This window comes from Pseudomonas sp. FSL R10-0056, from assembly GCF_009600105.1.
Lineage (GTDB): Bacteria > Pseudomonadota > Gammaproteobacteria > Pseudomonadales > Pseudomonadaceae > Aquipseudomonas > Aquipseudomonas bubulae.
Genome location: NZ_WIWL01000078.1, coordinates 22,610 through 37,776, shown reverse-complemented (window position 1 = coordinate 37,776; position 15,167 = coordinate 22,610). Strand labels below are relative to the sequence as shown.

The 15,167-nt window shown below is 58.9% G+C and carries 11 protein-coding genes; 1 reads left to right on the top strand and 10 read right to left on the bottom strand.

Going from position 1 to position 15,167, the window contains the following annotated elements; all coding sequences use genetic code 11:
• Positions 1 to 238: 238 nt before the first annotated feature.
• A complete protein-coding gene (locus tag GHO42_RS04000) occupies positions 239 to 592 on the top strand; it encodes a BON domain-containing protein (RefSeq protein ID WP_095002557.1) in 354 nt (117 codons plus the stop codon).
• A 252-nt stretch (positions 593 to 844) separates the two neighbouring features.
• Here the strand turns inward: GHO42_RS04000 and GHO42_RS03995 are convergent, their stop codons facing one another.
• The 10 genes from GHO42_RS03995 to GHO42_RS03950 form a co-directional block, all read right to left on the bottom strand.
• Positions 845 to 3,760, bottom strand: coding sequence for a DUF748 domain-containing protein (locus GHO42_RS03995; RefSeq protein WP_153327289.1), 2,916 nt, complete (start codon positions 3,758 to 3,760; stop codon positions 845 to 847).
• Positions 3,761 to 3,848: 88 nt separating this feature from the next.
• Entirely contained in the window at positions 3,849 to 4,862 is a 1,014-nt protein-coding gene (locus GHO42_RS03990) for a class I SAM-dependent rRNA methyltransferase (RefSeq protein WP_153327286.1), read from the bottom strand.
• A 177-nt stretch (positions 4,863 to 5,039) separates the two neighbouring features.
• On the bottom strand, positions 5,040 to 6,221 hold the full coding sequence (locus tag GHO42_RS03985; protein ID WP_095002560.1) for an acetyl-CoA C-acetyltransferase: 1,182 nt from the start codon (positions 6,219 to 6,221) through the stop codon (positions 5,040 to 5,042).
• Between the two features lie 157 nt (positions 6,222 to 6,378).
• Complete coding sequence (locus GHO42_RS03980; RefSeq protein WP_133144027.1) at positions 6,379 to 7,248, bottom strand: oxygenase MpaB family protein; 870 nt, start codon at positions 7,246 to 7,248, stop codon at positions 6,379 to 6,381.
• A gap of 52 nt (positions 7,249 to 7,300) precedes the next feature.
• Positions 7,301 to 8,965: a glucose-6-phosphate isomerase gene (gene pgi, locus GHO42_RS03975; RefSeq protein ID WP_095024432.1), complete on the bottom strand. Its 1,665-nt coding sequence runs from the start codon at positions 8,963 to 8,965 to the stop codon at positions 7,301 to 7,303.
• Positions 8,966 to 9,230: 265 nt separating this feature from the next.
• Positions 9,231 to 10,091: a pantoate--beta-alanine ligase gene (gene panC / locus GHO42_RS03970; protein ID WP_095002563.1), complete on the bottom strand. Its 861-nt coding sequence runs from the start codon at positions 10,089 to 10,091 to the stop codon at positions 9,231 to 9,233.
• Positions 10,088 to 10,888: a 3-methyl-2-oxobutanoate hydroxymethyltransferase gene (gene panB / locus GHO42_RS03965; RefSeq protein ID WP_095018772.1), complete on the bottom strand. Its 801-nt coding sequence runs from the start codon at positions 10,886 to 10,888 to the stop codon at positions 10,088 to 10,090. The genes panC and panB overlap by 4 nt, the downstream gene beginning before the upstream one ends.
• Positions 10,889 to 11,110: 222 nt before the next feature.
• Positions 11,111 to 11,593 (bottom strand): 2-amino-4-hydroxy-6-hydroxymethyldihydropteridine diphosphokinase, encoded by a 483-nt coding sequence (folK, locus tag GHO42_RS03960; RefSeq protein WP_095024433.1) that lies wholly within the window; start codon positions 11,591 to 11,593, stop codon positions 11,111 to 11,113.
• A gap of 3 nt (positions 11,594 to 11,596) precedes the next feature.
• On the bottom strand, positions 11,597 to 12,991 hold the full coding sequence (locus tag GHO42_RS03955; protein ID WP_095002566.1) for a polynucleotide adenylyltransferase PcnB: 1,395 nt from the start codon (positions 12,989 to 12,991) through the stop codon (positions 11,597 to 11,599).
• A 735-nt stretch (positions 12,992 to 13,726) separates the two neighbouring features.
• On the bottom strand, positions 13,727 to 15,160 hold the full coding sequence (locus tag GHO42_RS03950; RefSeq protein WP_095002567.1) for a sigma-54 dependent transcriptional regulator: 1,434 nt from the start codon (positions 15,158 to 15,160) through the stop codon (positions 13,727 to 13,729).
• Positions 15,161 to 15,167 lie beyond the last annotated feature (7 nt).

The window sequence follows — 15,167 nt, the reverse complement described above, 5'->3', positions numbered from 1 at the left end:
ATGCCTGGAGCAAAGTCAGCACCATAGGGCCATAGGCCACGAGTCGAAAGCCGCAACTTGCATGCAGAATTAACCGGCGCCATGCATTTTGCACGACGGGGCAATTTTGGCTATTTTGTAAGTTGTTGATTTATATAGGTTTATTTGTTTTTAAAAGTTGGCACGCGGCCTGCAATAGTACTGATAACCCTGCTGCTGCAAGACGGCGCAGATTCTAAAGAAGACAGGAGTTACTCGTATGAAGAAGTTCGCTATCGCTGCCGCAACTGCCACCGCTCTGACCCTGACTATGGCCAATGCTGCATTTGCTGCCCAGGCGACCACCCAGGCACCCATGGTGGTGGCTGCAGGCGAAGTAACCAAAGCCAAGGAAGCTACTTCTGATACCTGGATCACTACCAAAGTAAAAGCTGACCTGGTCACTGAAAAAGGCATTCCGGGCACGGACATCAAGGTAGAAACCAACAAAGGCGTTGTTTCCCTGTCCTCGATGGTACCGGTGACTGAAGCGCAAAAAGAGATTGCTGTTGCGATCACCAAAAAGATCAAAGGCGTTAAAGCTGTATCGGCTGATGGCCTGAAAGCGGAATAAAGCACCCTTTCTCGTAGAACCGGGGGAACAAGGTTCTGGCAGGTGATTGAAGCAGTACGCCTGCAGGCATTGTTAAAAAGGTTCATGCGACGGCCACACGGATGTGGCCATTACAGCCCCCGGCGCTTGCGTCGGGGGCTGTTCTATTTGGGATTGGGTCTATTTGGGATTGGGGCTACGAAAATCCGCGTAGCAGCTGCCGAACGCAGCCTCGTGCCTTCGGCAGCTGCTACAAATCAGCGACGTTGTGCATTATTCGCTATCCAGATGCAGTGGCGAGATTACCCGGCCGTCGCTCTCGGCTTGGCCCAGGGTGGCATCGATAAAGTACACGCGGTCATCCGCCAGCCCGCCCTTGTCCACCAGGTAGTCCTTGATGCTGCTTGCACGGTCTTGCCCCAGCTGACGCAACAACACTTCGCTTTTGCTCCAGAAGTCGATCAGTGCCGCGGTCATTTTGGCCGCGCGCTCGTCACGGCTCAGGTCTTTCCATTCAGCAGGCGGTTGCTGCTTGAGACGCGTGCGGTAGATACCTTCAAGTAACGGGCCTTTCTCATCGTCCGGCACGGTGAGCAAGCCGGCGCTGGCCGGTACTTTGTCGCCACGACGCTGGAGGATCTTGTAGTAGGTGTACTGGAACTCGCGCTCAAGACGTTCCTTGGCGATCAGAGGGCCATCGCTGCTCTGTGCGGCCGTACCTTCGATCTCCAGGCGTAAAGCCGGGCGTTCTTTCAGGGCCTGGGCCAGTGTGGTCAGGGCTTTTTGTGCCTCAGGGCTCAGCTCGCTTGATCCTGGGGCGAATGACACGGTGCCCAGGTCCTCGGCTCCACCACCGCTGATCAGCCCGCCAATGAACTTGAAGGGCGCCTGGGCGGCACGCAGCACCAGGTTGCGTACCGTTTGCCAGATAATCGGCATCACGCTGAACTGCGGGTTGTTGAGGTCGCCACTGATGGGCAGTTCAATGGATATCTTGCCGTCCGTGTCCTTGAGCAAGGCAATCGCCAGTTTGATCGGCAGATCCACGGCGTCCGGGCTGTCGACCTTTTCCCCCAGCTGCAATTGTTCGACCACGAGTTTGTTCTCGGCTTTGAGCTGGCCGTTGGTGATCAGGTAATGCAGGTCGAGGTTGAGACGACCCTTGCGGATGCGGTAACCGGCAAACTTCCCGGAGTAGGGGGTCAAGGTGGTCAGTTCGACACGCTTGAAGCTGGTGGCGATATCCAGGCTGGCCATCGGGTCAAACGGGTTGACGCTGCCCTTGATGGTCACCGGCGCATAACGGTCGACCTTGCCTGCAATATTGACCGGGGCAGGTTTGGGGTTACGGCTGTCGATGGTGCCAATCAGGCCGTTGAGCTGTTGAACCGCGGTCTGGAAGTTGGGTGTCAGGCTGAAGTCGGCGAAATTCGCTGAACCATCGTTGATCGCAATTGCGCCGATGTGAATGCCCAGCGGTTTTTCCTTGCTGGCCGTGCCTTTGGCCGACGTACTGCCTGCAGGTTGCGGGATCAGCAGGTCATCGATATTGGTGGTGCGGTCATCGTTGATCATGAAGCGCACATAGGGCTTTTCGAAATTGACCCGTGCAAGCGAGAGGCTATCGCCGTGCTGGTACTTCAGATCCTCCAGCACCAGTTTTTGCCACTTCAGGAAGTCGCGGTTTTTCAGGGTGTCCAATGTGTGCAGTTGATCGATCTGGGCGCGGCCGGCCACGGTAAAGGCCAGGGGGGCGGTGCTTTTCAGATCAACCGCCAGGTCGCTGCCAAGCATGCCGCTACGCAGCTCAAGGCGGATAAACGGGTCGATATAGGCCTGGGCGATACGCAAGTCGATATCTTTGGTGTTGACCTTGAGTCTGGCGCTTACCGGGCTCAGGCTGACGTCGCCGCTGGCGGTGAGTTTGCCTTGCTTGCCCACGCCGGTGTCGAGGTTGAGGGTGAAAGGAGAACGGTTCAGGCTGTCGAAGTTTTTCAGGTTCAGGTTCAGCGGGCCGACCTCCAGCTCCACCGGGGGTTTGGGCTCCTTGTCGGCAAGGTGGATGCGATAGTCACGCAGGTCGACATCCTTGAGCAGCACGGCCCAGGGTTTGCTCGGCGCCACCGGGGCCGGTTTCGGTGCTTCGACGGTCACCACTTCTTCGGTTTTGGTCGATGGTTTGTCGGGCTGGCTGGCAAACAGCTTTTGCCAGTCAAGCTGGCCGTCTTTTTCGCGGGCGGCCCAGGTTTCGAGGTTCTGGCTGTTGATCTTGCCGACCACCACTTCCTGTTTGGCCAGGTCGACACTGGTGTCGCTGACATCCAGGCGCTCCAGACGCACCAGCGGGCGGCCATCGGGGGCATTGATCTTGAGCGGTGCGATGCTGGCCGTGGCATTGCTCAGGAGCATTTCGGTTTCTTTGGACAGGTTCAGGGTGTAGTCGGTGCTGAAATTCAGTACGCCATCTTCCAGGGCCAGCGGTAATGCATCGCGCACATAGGGCCACCAGACTTTCATCTTGCCGTCGGTGACTTTCAGTTTGCCGGTCGAGGTGATGGGTACCAGGCTCAGGGTGCCCGTCCAGTCGATCCGCCCGCCTGCAGGGCCTGCGGCCACCAGGGTCATATCGGCGTTGTCATCGGGCAGGGTGCTGAGGTTTTTCAGCTCCAGGTCCATCGAGTCATAGAGGAATTCGATGGGCTCGCTGGGACGCATATCGATGAAGTGCAGGTAGCCACCCGCCAGCTTGATGTTGTCGATACGCAGCGGGAACGGTTTGCTCTCGGGATCGGCCGGGGTGGGCTCGCTCTCGGGCAGCTTGAACAGTTGTGTCAGGTTGAGCGTACCGTCCTTGTTGAACAGCAGCTCGGTTTTCGGTTTATCCAGCTGCACGTCGGCCAGGTGCAGGGCTTTTGTCCACAGGCTGTCGGCTTGCAGATTGGTGTACAGCCGCTCGAAGCCGACCTGTTCCTTGCCCGGTTCGCCGACTCTGAACCCCCACAGGGTCAGCTCAAGGCTGAAGGGGTTGAACTCCAGCCGGTCGAGTCTGGCGGGCACCGTGGCGTAGTTGGCCAGTTGCTGGTTGATGATGCGCAGGCCGATGCCCGGCAAGATCAGGAACCCAAGCACGCTGTAAAGTGCGATGGCAATCAGCACGGCGCCAAGGGCGCGGATCAATCCTTTGAGCATGTGGGGCGTCGTCTATAGCAGTCGGAAGTGCCTTGGAGTATGGCACGCGTTTCTGGTTCCGAGACGAACGCCGTATTGGGAGAATGGATTAAAACTGAAGGATCAGGGTTTTCAGCGGTGGCTGCTGATCCAGGGACGGGAAATCGCTGGCCGGACTCATGACCTGCCAGTCGCGAACCGGGCGGCCAGCTTTCTCGGCGCAACGCAAAACCTGCTCGCGCCAGTCGTCCATGCTGACCTTTGCCAGATTGTTGCAGCAGATCAGTACGCCGTCTGGTGCGGTGGTCAGTACGGCCGGCTTGAGCAGGCTTTGGTAGTCGCGCAGCAGATCGACCGTGCCGAAGGCACTCTTGGCCCAGGCAGGCGGGTCGAGCAGCACGAGGTCGTATTCACGCTGATCCATGCGCGGGTAGGCAGGCAGCTTGTGACGACGCTGAATGATTGGCAGACCGGCCAATTGGCGGATGGCCGCGAAATAGTCGGACTGTACGAATTTCATTTTTGGCAGTTCAGGGTTCAGCAGGCCGTTTTCGCGACCAACCGCCAGATTGCCTTCGGCGAAATCGAGGTTGCAGACTTCGCTGGCTCCACCTGCAGCGGCACTCAGGCCAACACCACAGGTGAAGGAGAACAGGTTGAGCACGCTTTTGCCGGCACTGTGCTGCTTGACCCAGCCACGGGCGTTGCGCAGGTCGAGAAACAACAGCGGGTCTTGCCCGGCATGGCGGCCGCGCACCCGGTACTTGAGGCCCCATTCGTGGCCGACGGTGTCTTCAAGGGCGGCGTCTTCGGCGCGGTACACGGTGTCTTCGCGGTCGATACGCGAGTTGCCCTGGGAGCGGTCGTTGTAGACCAGCAGCAGGTCGAGGCCCAGGTGGCGATTGATGGCTTCGTGCAGTTGCAGCAAATCATCGCGCTCAAGACGTTGATGAAAGCTTTGTACCAGCAGTTGCGGGCCGTAGCGGTCGATGGTCAGGCCGCCGGCGCCTTCCTGGCTGCCGTGGAACAGGCGATAGCAGTCGGTGCCTTGGGCGTGCAGCTCGGCCAACAGGTCGTGACGATTATCGAGGGCGGCGCGCAGCGCCTGATTCAAGGAAGACATGCATTGCGCCTTGGGGGACAGATAAGGCGCGGCAGTTTAGCAGAATAGGGCTGGTGATTATTGCTGCGTTGCTCTTGTAGCCGCTGTGGGAGCGAGCCTGCTCGCGAAGGTCGTTCGCGAGCAGGCTCGCTCCCACAGGATGGCTTGACCGGCAACAGAGTATCTACACGTTTTGCATTACTCCCGCTCGATCGCCAGCGCTACGCCCTGACCACCGCCGATGCACAAGGTGGCCAGGCCTTTTTTGGCGTCGCGCTTGAGCATTTCGTGAAGCAGGGTCACCAGGATCCGGCAACCTGACGCACCAATAGGGTGGCCAATGGCAATTGCGCCGCCATTGACGTTGACCTTGCTCGCGTCCCATTGCAGTTCCTGGCCCACGGCCAGCGCTTGTGCGGCGAAGGCTTCGTTGGCTTCGATCAGGTCCAGTTGCTGCAAAGTCCAGCCGGCTTTGCTCAGGCAACGCTGGGTGGCACTGACCGGGCCGATGCCCATGATGGCCGGATCCACGCCGGCATTGGCGTAGGCCGCGATTTTGGCCAGCACCGGCAAGCCCAGGGCCTTGGCCTTGGCGGCGCTCATGAGCATGACCGCGGCTGCGCCGTCATTGAGTGAGGAGGCGTTACCTGCGGTGACAGAGCCGTCTTTTTTGAATGCGGGACGCAGTTTTGCCAACGATTCGGCGGTGGTGCCAGCGCGCGGTTGCTCGTCGGTAGTGAATGCGATCGGATCGCCTTTGCGCTGCGGGATCAGGACGGGGGTGATTTCATCGACAAAGCGCCCGGCTTCAATCGCCGCAGTGGCTTTTTGCTGTGAGGCGGCAGCGAAGGCGTCTTGCGCTTCACGGCTGATGTCGTATTTAGCCACAAGGTTTTCGGCGGTAATGCCCATGTGGTAGTCGTTGAACGCATCCCACAGGCCATCGCTGATCATGGTGTCGACGATCTGACTGTGGCCCATGCGCAGACCGGTGCGGGCACCGGGCATGATGTAGTTGGACAGGCTCATGTTTTCCTGGCCGCCGGCGATGATCACCTCGGCATCGCCGCATCGAATGGCCTGGGCCCCCAGGTGCAGGGCCTTGAGGCCCGACCCGCAAACCTTGTTCAGGGTCAGTGCCGGTACCGCAAACGGCAGGCCGGCCTTGATTGCCGCCTGGCGGGCAGGGTTTTGCCCGGCACCGGCGGTCAGTACCTGACCCATGATCACTTCGTCGACCTGGGCGCCATCCAGGCCGGTTTGTGCGAGTAATTGGCGAATGACGGCGGCACCCAGTTCCACGGCAGGTACATGGGCCAGCGAACCTTGAAAGCTGCCAACGGCGGTGCGGGTAGCCGCAACGATTACGACGTCTTGCATTGCTTGAGTCCTCTTTATTCTTGGAGTGTTGTGTCCGGATTCAGGCGGGCATGGTGGCATAAATCGGTGTTGAGTTCATCGCGGGCAGGCCCGCTCCCACAAGAGCACCACAGATCCTGTGGGTGCGGGCCTGCCCGCGATGCCAACGTAGCGGTTTTCAGCCAAGCCCCATGCGCCGTCGCGCCCGTTGTACCGAACCGTTGCGTACGGCCCAGCGCAGGATTGGCGCGGTGCTGTTGACCCCGGCCCGCACCCCTTTGCGAACCATCGGGCCTTGATGCAGCTCCAATTGATCGCTGGCCCAGTCGGGCAGTAAATCGATCCCGGCCTGCATCATCAATGCACCAAATGGTTTGGCCAGCAGGCTGGGGGCAGGGGCGTTGAGCAGCAGGCGAATGACTTCACGGCTGCGCTCATCGCAAAGCAATTGCGGGCGAACGCTGTCGAGGTAATCGGCTACTTGCTGACGTGAGCGCGGTACGTGGGTGGCGCCCAGGCGTTCAGCGATCATGGCGATTTCGTCGTAGTAGCGGTCCTGATCTTCAGCGGATAAATGCGGGTTGCGATAGCGCAGGTGGGCGGCGAGAAAATTGCTGACTTCGGCCACATGCACCCAGGTCAGCAGCTCGGGGTCGCTGGCCGCATAGGGGCGGCCATCGAGACCGGTGCCGCTGACTTGCAGGTGGATGGTGCGCACTTTGTCGATCAGCCAGTTGGCATCGCCAGTGGCGCCGAAGGTGGTACCTGAAATGAACTGCCCGGTGCGGCGTAGCCGACCCAGCATGTCTTCGCGGAAACTGGAGTGGTCCCACACCCCGGCCAGGGCCAGTGGGTGCAAGGCTTGCAGCATCAAGGCGCTGATGCCGCCAATCAGCATGCTGGTGAAGTCACCGTGGACCTGCCAACTGATGGAGTCCGGGCCGAACAGGCCGGGGTCGCCCTTGGGGTTTTCGAGGTCGAGCTTGCCGAGGGAAAGCCCGGTCAGGCTCATGATCTGGCGCTCGATGGGGCGGCGGATAAATTCCATTATGCCTTTCTCGATGGTGCCAGCCAGTCGATGAAAACTGGCTGGCTATCAATCACCCGCGGTGACGGCCGCGGAAGTAGTTGATCAGGCCCTGGGTCGACGCATCGTCGGCAGGCTCTTCCTGGATACCGGTCAGGCGGTTGTATACGCCCTTGCCCAGCTCCTTGCCCAGTTCAACACCCCATTGGTCGAAGGCGTTGATGCCCCAGATCACGCTTTGCACAAACACTTTGTGTTCGTACAGCGCCACCAGTGCACCCAGACGGCGCGGGCTGATGCGTTCCACCACCAGGGTATTGCTCGGGCGGTTGCCCGGGATCACCTTGTGCGGCGCCAGTTTTTTAACTTCTTCTTCGCTCATGCCCTTGTCGCGCAGTTCAGCTTCGGCTTCTGCGCGGGTTTTACCCAGCATCAGCGCCTGGCTTTGCGACAGGCAGTTGGCATACAGCCATTGATGGTGGTCGGACACCGGGTTGAAGCTGACAATCGGCACGATAAAGTCGGCCGGGATCAGTTGGGTGCCTTGGTGCAGCAATTGGTGGTACGCATGCTGACCGTTGCAGCCCACTCCACCCCAGATCACCGGGCCAGTATCGGTTGACACCGGAGTGCCGTCCTGGCGCACGCTCTTGCCGTTGGATTCCATGTCCAGCTGTTGCAAGTGTTTGGTGATGTTACGCAGGTAGTGGTCGTACGGCAGGATCGCGTGGCTTTGCGCGCCCCAGAAGTTGCCATACCACACACCCAGTGCGGCCATCAGTACCGGCATGTTCTGCTCGAACGGAGCAGTCTGGAAGTGCTGGTCCATGCTGTAGGCACCGGACAGCAGCTCTTTGAAGTTGGACATGCCGATGGCCAGGGCAATTGGCAGACCGATGGCCGACCACAGCGAGTAACGCCCGCCGACCCAGTCCCACATCGGGAAGATGTTTTCTTCTCGAATACCGAATGCCACGGCTGCCGCGTTGTTGCTCGATACGGCGATAAAGTGGCGATGCAGCTCAGCTTCCGAACCGCCCTGGGCGAGGTACCAGGCTCGTGCCGCCTGGGCGTTTTTCAGGGTTTCGAGGGTATTGAATGATTTGGACGAAACGATAAATAGGGTGGTTTCAGCGCGCAGTTTTGCGGTCAGTTCATGGAACTCACTGCCGTCGATGTTCGCCAGGTAATGGCAGCGCACACCTTTTTGCGCGTAGGACAGCAACGCTTCAGAAACCAGCTCAGGGCCGAGGAACGAGCCGCCGATGCCGATATTGACGATGTCGGTGATTGGCTTCTCGGTGTAACCGCGCCACAGACCGTCGTGAATCCGGCCGACCAGCTCGGTCATCTGGTTCAGGACTTTATGCACCTCGGGCATGATGTTCACGCCGTTGACCGACAGTTTGTCGGCAACCGGGCGACGCAGCGCGGTGTGCAAGGCCGGGCGACCTTCAGAGGCGTTGACGATTTCACCGCTGAACAACGACTTGATTGCGCCTTTGAGGTCGACCTCATTGGCGAGGTTGACCAGCAGATCGCGGGTCTCGTTGGTGATCAGGTTTTTCGAGTAGTCCAGAAACAGCCCGCAGCTGCTCAGGGTGAATTCTTCAAAACGTTTCGGGTTGCTGTTAAACGCGTCACGCATGCTGAAGTTTTGCATGCTGGCACGGTGAAGTTTCAACGCTTGCCAAGCGGGCAGAGCGGTAACGTCGTGAGGGGTGCGGTAGTACGCCATCGCTGCGGATATCCTTTTTGCTTGAACTGCCTTTGGACACTGAAAACACCTGCGCCTGGTTTTTCTTGTTCAGGCGTTCGGTCGGTCTGATTCTGCACGTTAACTGGAAGCAGGGCGATTACAGTAACCTTCGCGCCTGCTTCTGTCTTGGCTTTGTCTGACACCGAGAAGTAACTTTTGTCACAGTTACGTCACAGCAGGTGAAACGTTTCAGTGTTTCTTTATGGAGTGCGGGTCATTCCGCGGTTCCGCACAGGCGACTCTGTCAGAGCGCGCTGTCGAGATTAAGATGTACGTTGTCGATCAAACGGGTGGCACCCAGGAAGGCCGCAACCAGAATTACCAGGTCGCGATCAGTCGCCTGTGCCGGTAGCAAGGTCTGTGCGTGGCGCACTTCCAGGTAGTCCGGACGAAAACCAATGGCTTCGATTTGCGCCAGATGCTGGCGCACCAGGGCCGGGTAGTCGCGCTCACCGGCTTCGATGGCGCGCGCCATTTCACTCAGGTGACGGTACAGCGCTGGCGCCAGGGCTCGCTGCTCTTCGCTCAGGTAACCATTGCGCGAGGACAGGGCCAGGCCGTCTTCGGCGCGCACGGTGGGTTCGCTGATGATCTGGATCGGGAAGTTCAGATCGTTGACCATTGCGCGAATGACTGCCAGCTGTTGGTAGTCTTTTTGCCCAAAAATCGCCAGGTCGGGCTGAACCATGTTGAACAGCTTGCTGACCACGGTGGTCACACCATCGAAATGCCCCGGGCGACGGCTGCCGCACAGTTCATTGCTTAATTTGGCAGCAGTAACACGGGTCAGGCCGTCCATGCCGTTGGGGTACATTTCTTCAACGGTCGGGGCAAACAGCAAGTCACAGCCTGCCTGCAGAAGCCTTTCCTGGTCGGCTGCCAGGGTGCGCGGATAGGTATCCAGATCTTCGTTGGCGCCAAACTGCAGCGGGTTGACGAAAATGCTCGCCACCACGAAATCGGCTTGTTGTGCGGCGGTGGTTACCAGTGCGCCATGGCCACTGTGCAGATTGCCCATGGTCGGGACCAGTGCTATCTGTTTGCCTTCACGGCGTGCGCGGGCGATGACGGCGCGCAGTTCGCGAACGGTTTTAACTGTGTTCATGCAGAGAATCCGTGTTCGGTAGCAGGAAAGCTGACGGCTTTGACTTCAGTGACGTAGGCGCGCAGGGCGGACTGGATATCGGGCTGGCCGCTCATGAAGTTTTTCACGAACTTGGGCACGCGGCCGGTCAGTGAAAGGCCCAGCATGTCGTGCAGCACCAGGACTTGGCCGTCGGTGTCACTGCCGGCGCCGATGCCGATGACCGGGATCTTGACCGCGTGGGTGATCTCTTTTGCCAGTTCGCTGGGTACACATTCGAGCAGCAGCATGGCCGCTCCTGCCTGTTCCAGGGCAATGGCATCGGCACGCATCTGGCGCGCCTGGTTTTCGTTGCGGCCTTGTACCTTGTAACCCCCCAGCACGTTCACGGTCTGCGGGGTCAGGCCCATATGCGCGCACACGGGGATGCCGCGTTCAGTCATGGCCCGGATCGACTCGGCCAGCCACACGGCGCCTTCGACCTTGACCATATGCGCGCCGGCCTTCATCAGCACCGCGCTGTTGTTGAGGCTTTGTTCCAGGGTGGCGTTGGCCATAAAGGCCATGTCCGCCAGGATCAGAGCGTCCTGGTTACCGCGTTTGACGCAGGCCACGTGGTAGGCCATGTCAGCGGTCGTCACAGGCAATGTACTGTCATGCCCTTGTAGAACCATGCCCAGGGAGTCGCCTACCAATAGCACTTCAACACCGGCCTGATTGCAGGCGTGGGCGAAGGTGGCGTCATAGCACGTCAGCATGGTGATTTTTTCACCTTTTTGCTTAAGGCCTTGCAGGGTGGTCAGGGTAATAGCTGGCATGAAAAGGATCCTCGTCAGGCAGTGTGGTAACCACTGCGAGTAACGCGTGTGATTCATCGTTATGAACAGGCACACCTTTATAGAGGGCGCTTATAAAGCCTGCTTTTCACATTGCACCATCCTGTGGATGGCTGCGGGATGCCTATAGTCGTGACGAGGGCACTGGAAGTCAATTCCGGGTGTTACCGCAATGGTGTTACCCGGGTATTGATTCGATTCAGCTTAAGAGGGGATTCGCTCAAGCCCGATAAATGGGCAGTCATCGAGCAATTGCGCGAGCGTGCGGCCATCGGAGAGTTTCAGCGATGCAGGCGCCAGTTCGGCCAGCGGATACAGCACAAAAGGCCGGGCGTGCATGTGGTAGTGCGGGACTTTAAGGCGGGGCTCGTCGATCAGTCGATCGCCGAATAGCAAGATGTCCAGGTCCAGAGTGCGCGGGCCCCAACGTTCTTGACGCTCGCGTCCCTGGTCCAGTTCGATGGCCTGCAGGGCATCGAGCAGGTCCAGCGGCGCCAGCGAGCTGTCGATGGCCGCTACGGCATTGGTGTAGCGCGGCTGGCCAGGCAACAGCGAATCGCTTTGATAAAATGCTGAAACCCCGATGAATCGGGAGTCCGGCAATTGCGCCAGGGCCTGGACAGCACTGCGCAATTGATCCGCCGGGTCAGCCAGATTGCTGCCCATTCCAATGTAGACGCGTTCCATCGCTTACTCGTCCGCTGCGGCGCTGCGTTTACGCTTGGCACCGCTGGTACGGCGACGTTTGCGCGGTGCAGGGCCGGTACCGTCATCCTTGGCGTTGCTCAGGTCGCGGATCATCTCGCGGCGGCCGCTGTCATTGGCGTCCTGATAGTCGGTCCACCATTCGCCCAGGCCATTGGTCTGCTCGCCGGCGCTTTCACGCAAGAGCAAGAAGTCATACCCGGCACGGAAACGCGGGTTGTCGAGCAACATGTCGGCGCGTTTGCCGCTGCGACGCGGCAGGCGCTCCTGCATATCCCAGATCTCGCGAATCGGCATGGTGAAGCGCTTGGGAATAGCAATACGCTGGCATTGCTCGGCGATCAGTTCATGGGCGGCTTCCTGCATGGCAGGAATGGGCGGCATGCCTTGATCTTGCAGGCGCAATACGCGTGCAGGCAACGCGGGCCACAACAGGGCGGCAAACAGGAAGGCCGGGGTCACCGGTTTGCCCTGTTTGATGCGCAGATCAGTGTTGCGCAAGGCTTCGCTGATCAGGGTGTGGGTGTAGGTCGGGTTGTGCTCCAGTGCTTCGGCGCTGGCCGGGAACAGAGGGTCGAACAACTCGAGGTCAACCAGCATCTCGAAGGTGTCGGAAGCGTTACCGGAGAGGAACAGCTTGAGCACTTCTTCGAACAGGCGCGCGGAAGGGATTTCCCGCAGCATCGGCGCCAGTTCGCGGATTGGTTCGGCGGTGTGCTTTTCGATACCAAAGTTGAGCTTGGCGGCAAAGCGCACGGCGCGCAGCATGCGAACCGGGTCTTCCTGGTAGCGCTGTTGCGGGTCGCCGATCAGGCGCAGCAAGCGGTTGCGGATATCGTGTACGCCATTGGCGTAATCGAGGATGCGCTCGCTGACCGGGTCGTAGTACAGGGCGTTGATCGTGAAGTCACGACGCTGGGCGTCTTCTTCAAGGGTGCCGTAGACGTTGTCGCGCAAGATGCGCCCGCTTTCGTTACGCGAGGACTGGTTGCTGTCTTCCTCTTCGTCGTTTTGCGGGTGATTGGCACGGAAGGTCGCGACTTCAATGATTTCGCGGCCAAAGTGGATATGCACCAACTTGAAACGACGACCGATGATTCGCGCATTGCGAAATTCGGCGCGCACTTGCTCGGGCGTGGCGCTGGTGGCGACGTCAAAGTCTTTTGGCGTGATATTGAGCAGCATGTCGCGTACGCAACCGCCAACCAGATAGGCCTGGTAACCGGCGTTCTGCAGGCGTTCGACGATATTGACCGCGTAGCGGCTGAACTGGGCACGTTGCAGCGAGTGTTGGCTGCTGTTGAGCACTTCAGGGGTGCTGCGCAGTTGTTGCGTACGACGCTTGGGAGAACGGAATGACTGGAACAGCTTCTTCAGCATGGGATGCACTGTTTGAAGGAATGTTCGGCCAAAACGAAGAATGACCGCATGATGGGCGGGGATTCTAGCATTTAGTCAGGGGATGGTGTAGGACGCTTAGCCGCTCTTGCGAGCGAAGCTGCAAGCCGTAAGCATAAATAGCTGTAAGAGGCGCGGTTTAGACGGTTGCTAGGGGATTTGTTAAATCGCAGAAACCACAAGGGGAGCCGAAGCTCCCCCAGAATTAGTTGCGTGCTCTATTTTTATTATTGATTGCGGGCTTTTTGTTTTTGTTAATCGCCCTAGTTACAAAGGTCTTGCCTGTGCAACCCTCCCAATCGGGAGATAAGAGCAAACGGATTGCTTTGGTCGCTGCGTTGATGTGATCAATGATCCAACCAGTTCAGGCTCTGCTTTAAGTGCAGTTTTTGTTGTTCTCTGCCTGGTCGCGGGGCAAGCCCCATTTACAACACCTCTCCAAAACAATCAGTTAGCTGCGCCTCCGCCGTGTTGTTCTTGTTATGCGTGAGCCGATACGTCTTATTTTTATTGTGTGCTGCTGTGATTCTTATTGTTCTTGTACGAATACATATAGCAGGGTGCGTGCCAACTTTTGTGCGGCCCAGCAAAATAAGGGGTTTTCAGGGTTTTGGCCTTTTTCCGGGCAAAAAAAAGCCGGGTCATCGTTACCGTAAGACCCGGCTTTTGTTACGTGATTTAACAGAGGTAACAGTTGGTTACCTCTGGCGCTGTTACCTAGCCCTCGCTTGGCACGCCGGTTTTGCGTCGCGGGATTCCCAGACGCTGACGTCGCTCCCACAAGCATTTGCGGCTGACCCCCAGTTTTCGAGCCAGTTCGGTCTCGGTCATATGGTCCTGATGCTCAAGGACGAAGTGCTGGAAGTAGTCTTCCAGTGACAGGTCCTCGGTGGGATCAAGGCTGGTGTTACCATTACTGATGCTCTGCTGCGGGGCCAGGCCGATGAAGTCATCGTCTTGCAGGTCGCTCAGTTCAATATCGATACCCAGCAGTTCAGCCGAGATTTCCGGGCTTTCACAGAGGATCACCGCGCGCTCCACAGCGTTTTCCAGCTCGCGCACGTTACCCGGCCATGAGTAATGGCTGATCGCCCGTTCGGCATCGGGGGCGAATTTGAGGTCGGTGCGACCCACGCGAGCACTTTGGCGGGCGAGGAAGGCGTTGGCGATTTCGTTGACGTCAGCGCCACGTTCACGCAGCGCAGGCAGCTTGAGCGCGATAACGTGCAGGCGGTAGTACAGGTCTTCGCGGAACTGGCCTACCTTGGCCAGGCTTTTCAGGTCGCGGTGGGTCGCGGCAATCAGGCGAACATCGACCTTTTGCGACTGTACCGAGCCAACCCGGCGAATCTCGCCTTCCTGCAGCACGCGCAGCAGTCGGGCTTGGGCCTCAAGCGGCAATTCGCCGATTTCATCGAGGAACAGCGTGCCGCCATCGGCCGCTTCAACCAGACCGGCACGGCCAGCGCTGGCGCCGGTAAACGCGCCTTTTTCGTGGCCGAACAGTTCGGACTCGATCAGGGATTCCGGGATGGCCGCGCAGTTGACCGAGATCATCGGTGCTTTGGCGCGGCGCGACAGGTTGTGCAGGGCGCGGGCTACCAGCTCTTTACCTGTGCCGGATTCACCCTGGATCAGCACATTGGAGTCAGTGGGCGCTACTTTGCGAATCTTGCTGTACATGTCCAGCATTGGCGGGCAGGAACCGATGATGCCGATTTCACCGTTGCTGTTATCCACCGTGTTTTTGTCAGCGGTGCCTGCTTTGGCAGGGCGTTCGGCCGGCGCGCTCTGGGTGTTTTGCCGGTCACGCAGAATGCGCGCCACCGCTTGCAGCATTTCGTCGTGATCAAAAGGTTTGGCGATGTAGTCCACCGCGCCCATTTTCATCGAGTCCACGGCCGAGCGCAGGCTGGCATAGCTGGTCATGATCAGCACCGGCTTGCCCTGGCCAAGCTTGATCAGCTCGGTCCCCGGAGCGCCGGGCAGGCGCAGGTCGCTGACAATCAAGTCAAACGACGGGATGCTGAACTGCTCCTGCGCCTCTTGCACCGAGCCAGCCTCGCTGACCTGGTATTGATTGCGCTCCAGTAAGCGGCGTAGGGCGGAGCGGATGATGGTTTCATCTTCGACGATCAAAATATGCGGCATTGATTCG

Bases quoted from the DNA above. Each gene is read 5' to 3' on its own strand.
- GHO42_RS03955 (WP_095002566.1), bottom strand. From the start codon at position 12,991: ATGCTGAAGAAGCTGTTCCAGTCATTCCGTTCTCCCAAGCGTCGTACG.
- GHO42_RS03980 (WP_133144027.1), bottom strand. From the start codon at position 7,248: ATGGAATTTATCCGCCGCCCCATCGAGCGCCAGATCATGAGCCTGACC.
- pgi (WP_095024432.1), bottom strand. From the start codon at position 8,965: ATGGCGTACTACCGCACCCCTCACGACGTTACCGCTCTGCCCGCTTGG.
- GHO42_RS03995 (WP_153327289.1), bottom strand. From the start codon at position 3,760: ATGCTCAAAGGATTGATCCGCGCCCTTGGCGCCGTGCTGATTGCCATC.
- GHO42_RS04000 (WP_095002557.1), top strand. From the start codon at position 239: ATGAAGAAGTTCGCTATCGCTGCCGCAACTGCCACCGCTCTGACCCTG.
- folK (WP_095024433.1), bottom strand. From the start codon at position 11,593: ATGGAACGCGTCTACATTGGAATGGGCAGCAATCTGGCTGACCCGGCG.
- panC (WP_095002563.1), bottom strand. From the start codon at position 10,091: ATGAACACAGTTAAAACCGTTCGCGAACTGCGCGCCGTCATCGCCCGC.
- GHO42_RS03985 (WP_095002560.1), bottom strand. From the start codon at position 6,221: ATGCAAGACGTCGTAATCGTTGCGGCTACCCGCACCGCCGTTGGCAGC.
- GHO42_RS03990 (WP_153327286.1), bottom strand. From the start codon at position 4,862: ATGTCTTCCTTGAATCAGGCGCTGCGCGCCGCCCTCGATAATCGTCAC.
- panB (WP_095018772.1), bottom strand. From the start codon at position 10,888: ATGCCAGCTATTACCCTGACCACCCTGCAAGGCCTTAAGCAAAAAGGT.
- GHO42_RS03950 (WP_095002567.1), bottom strand. From the start codon at position 15,160: ATGCCGCATATTTTGATCGTCGAAGATGAAACCATCATCCGCTCCGCC.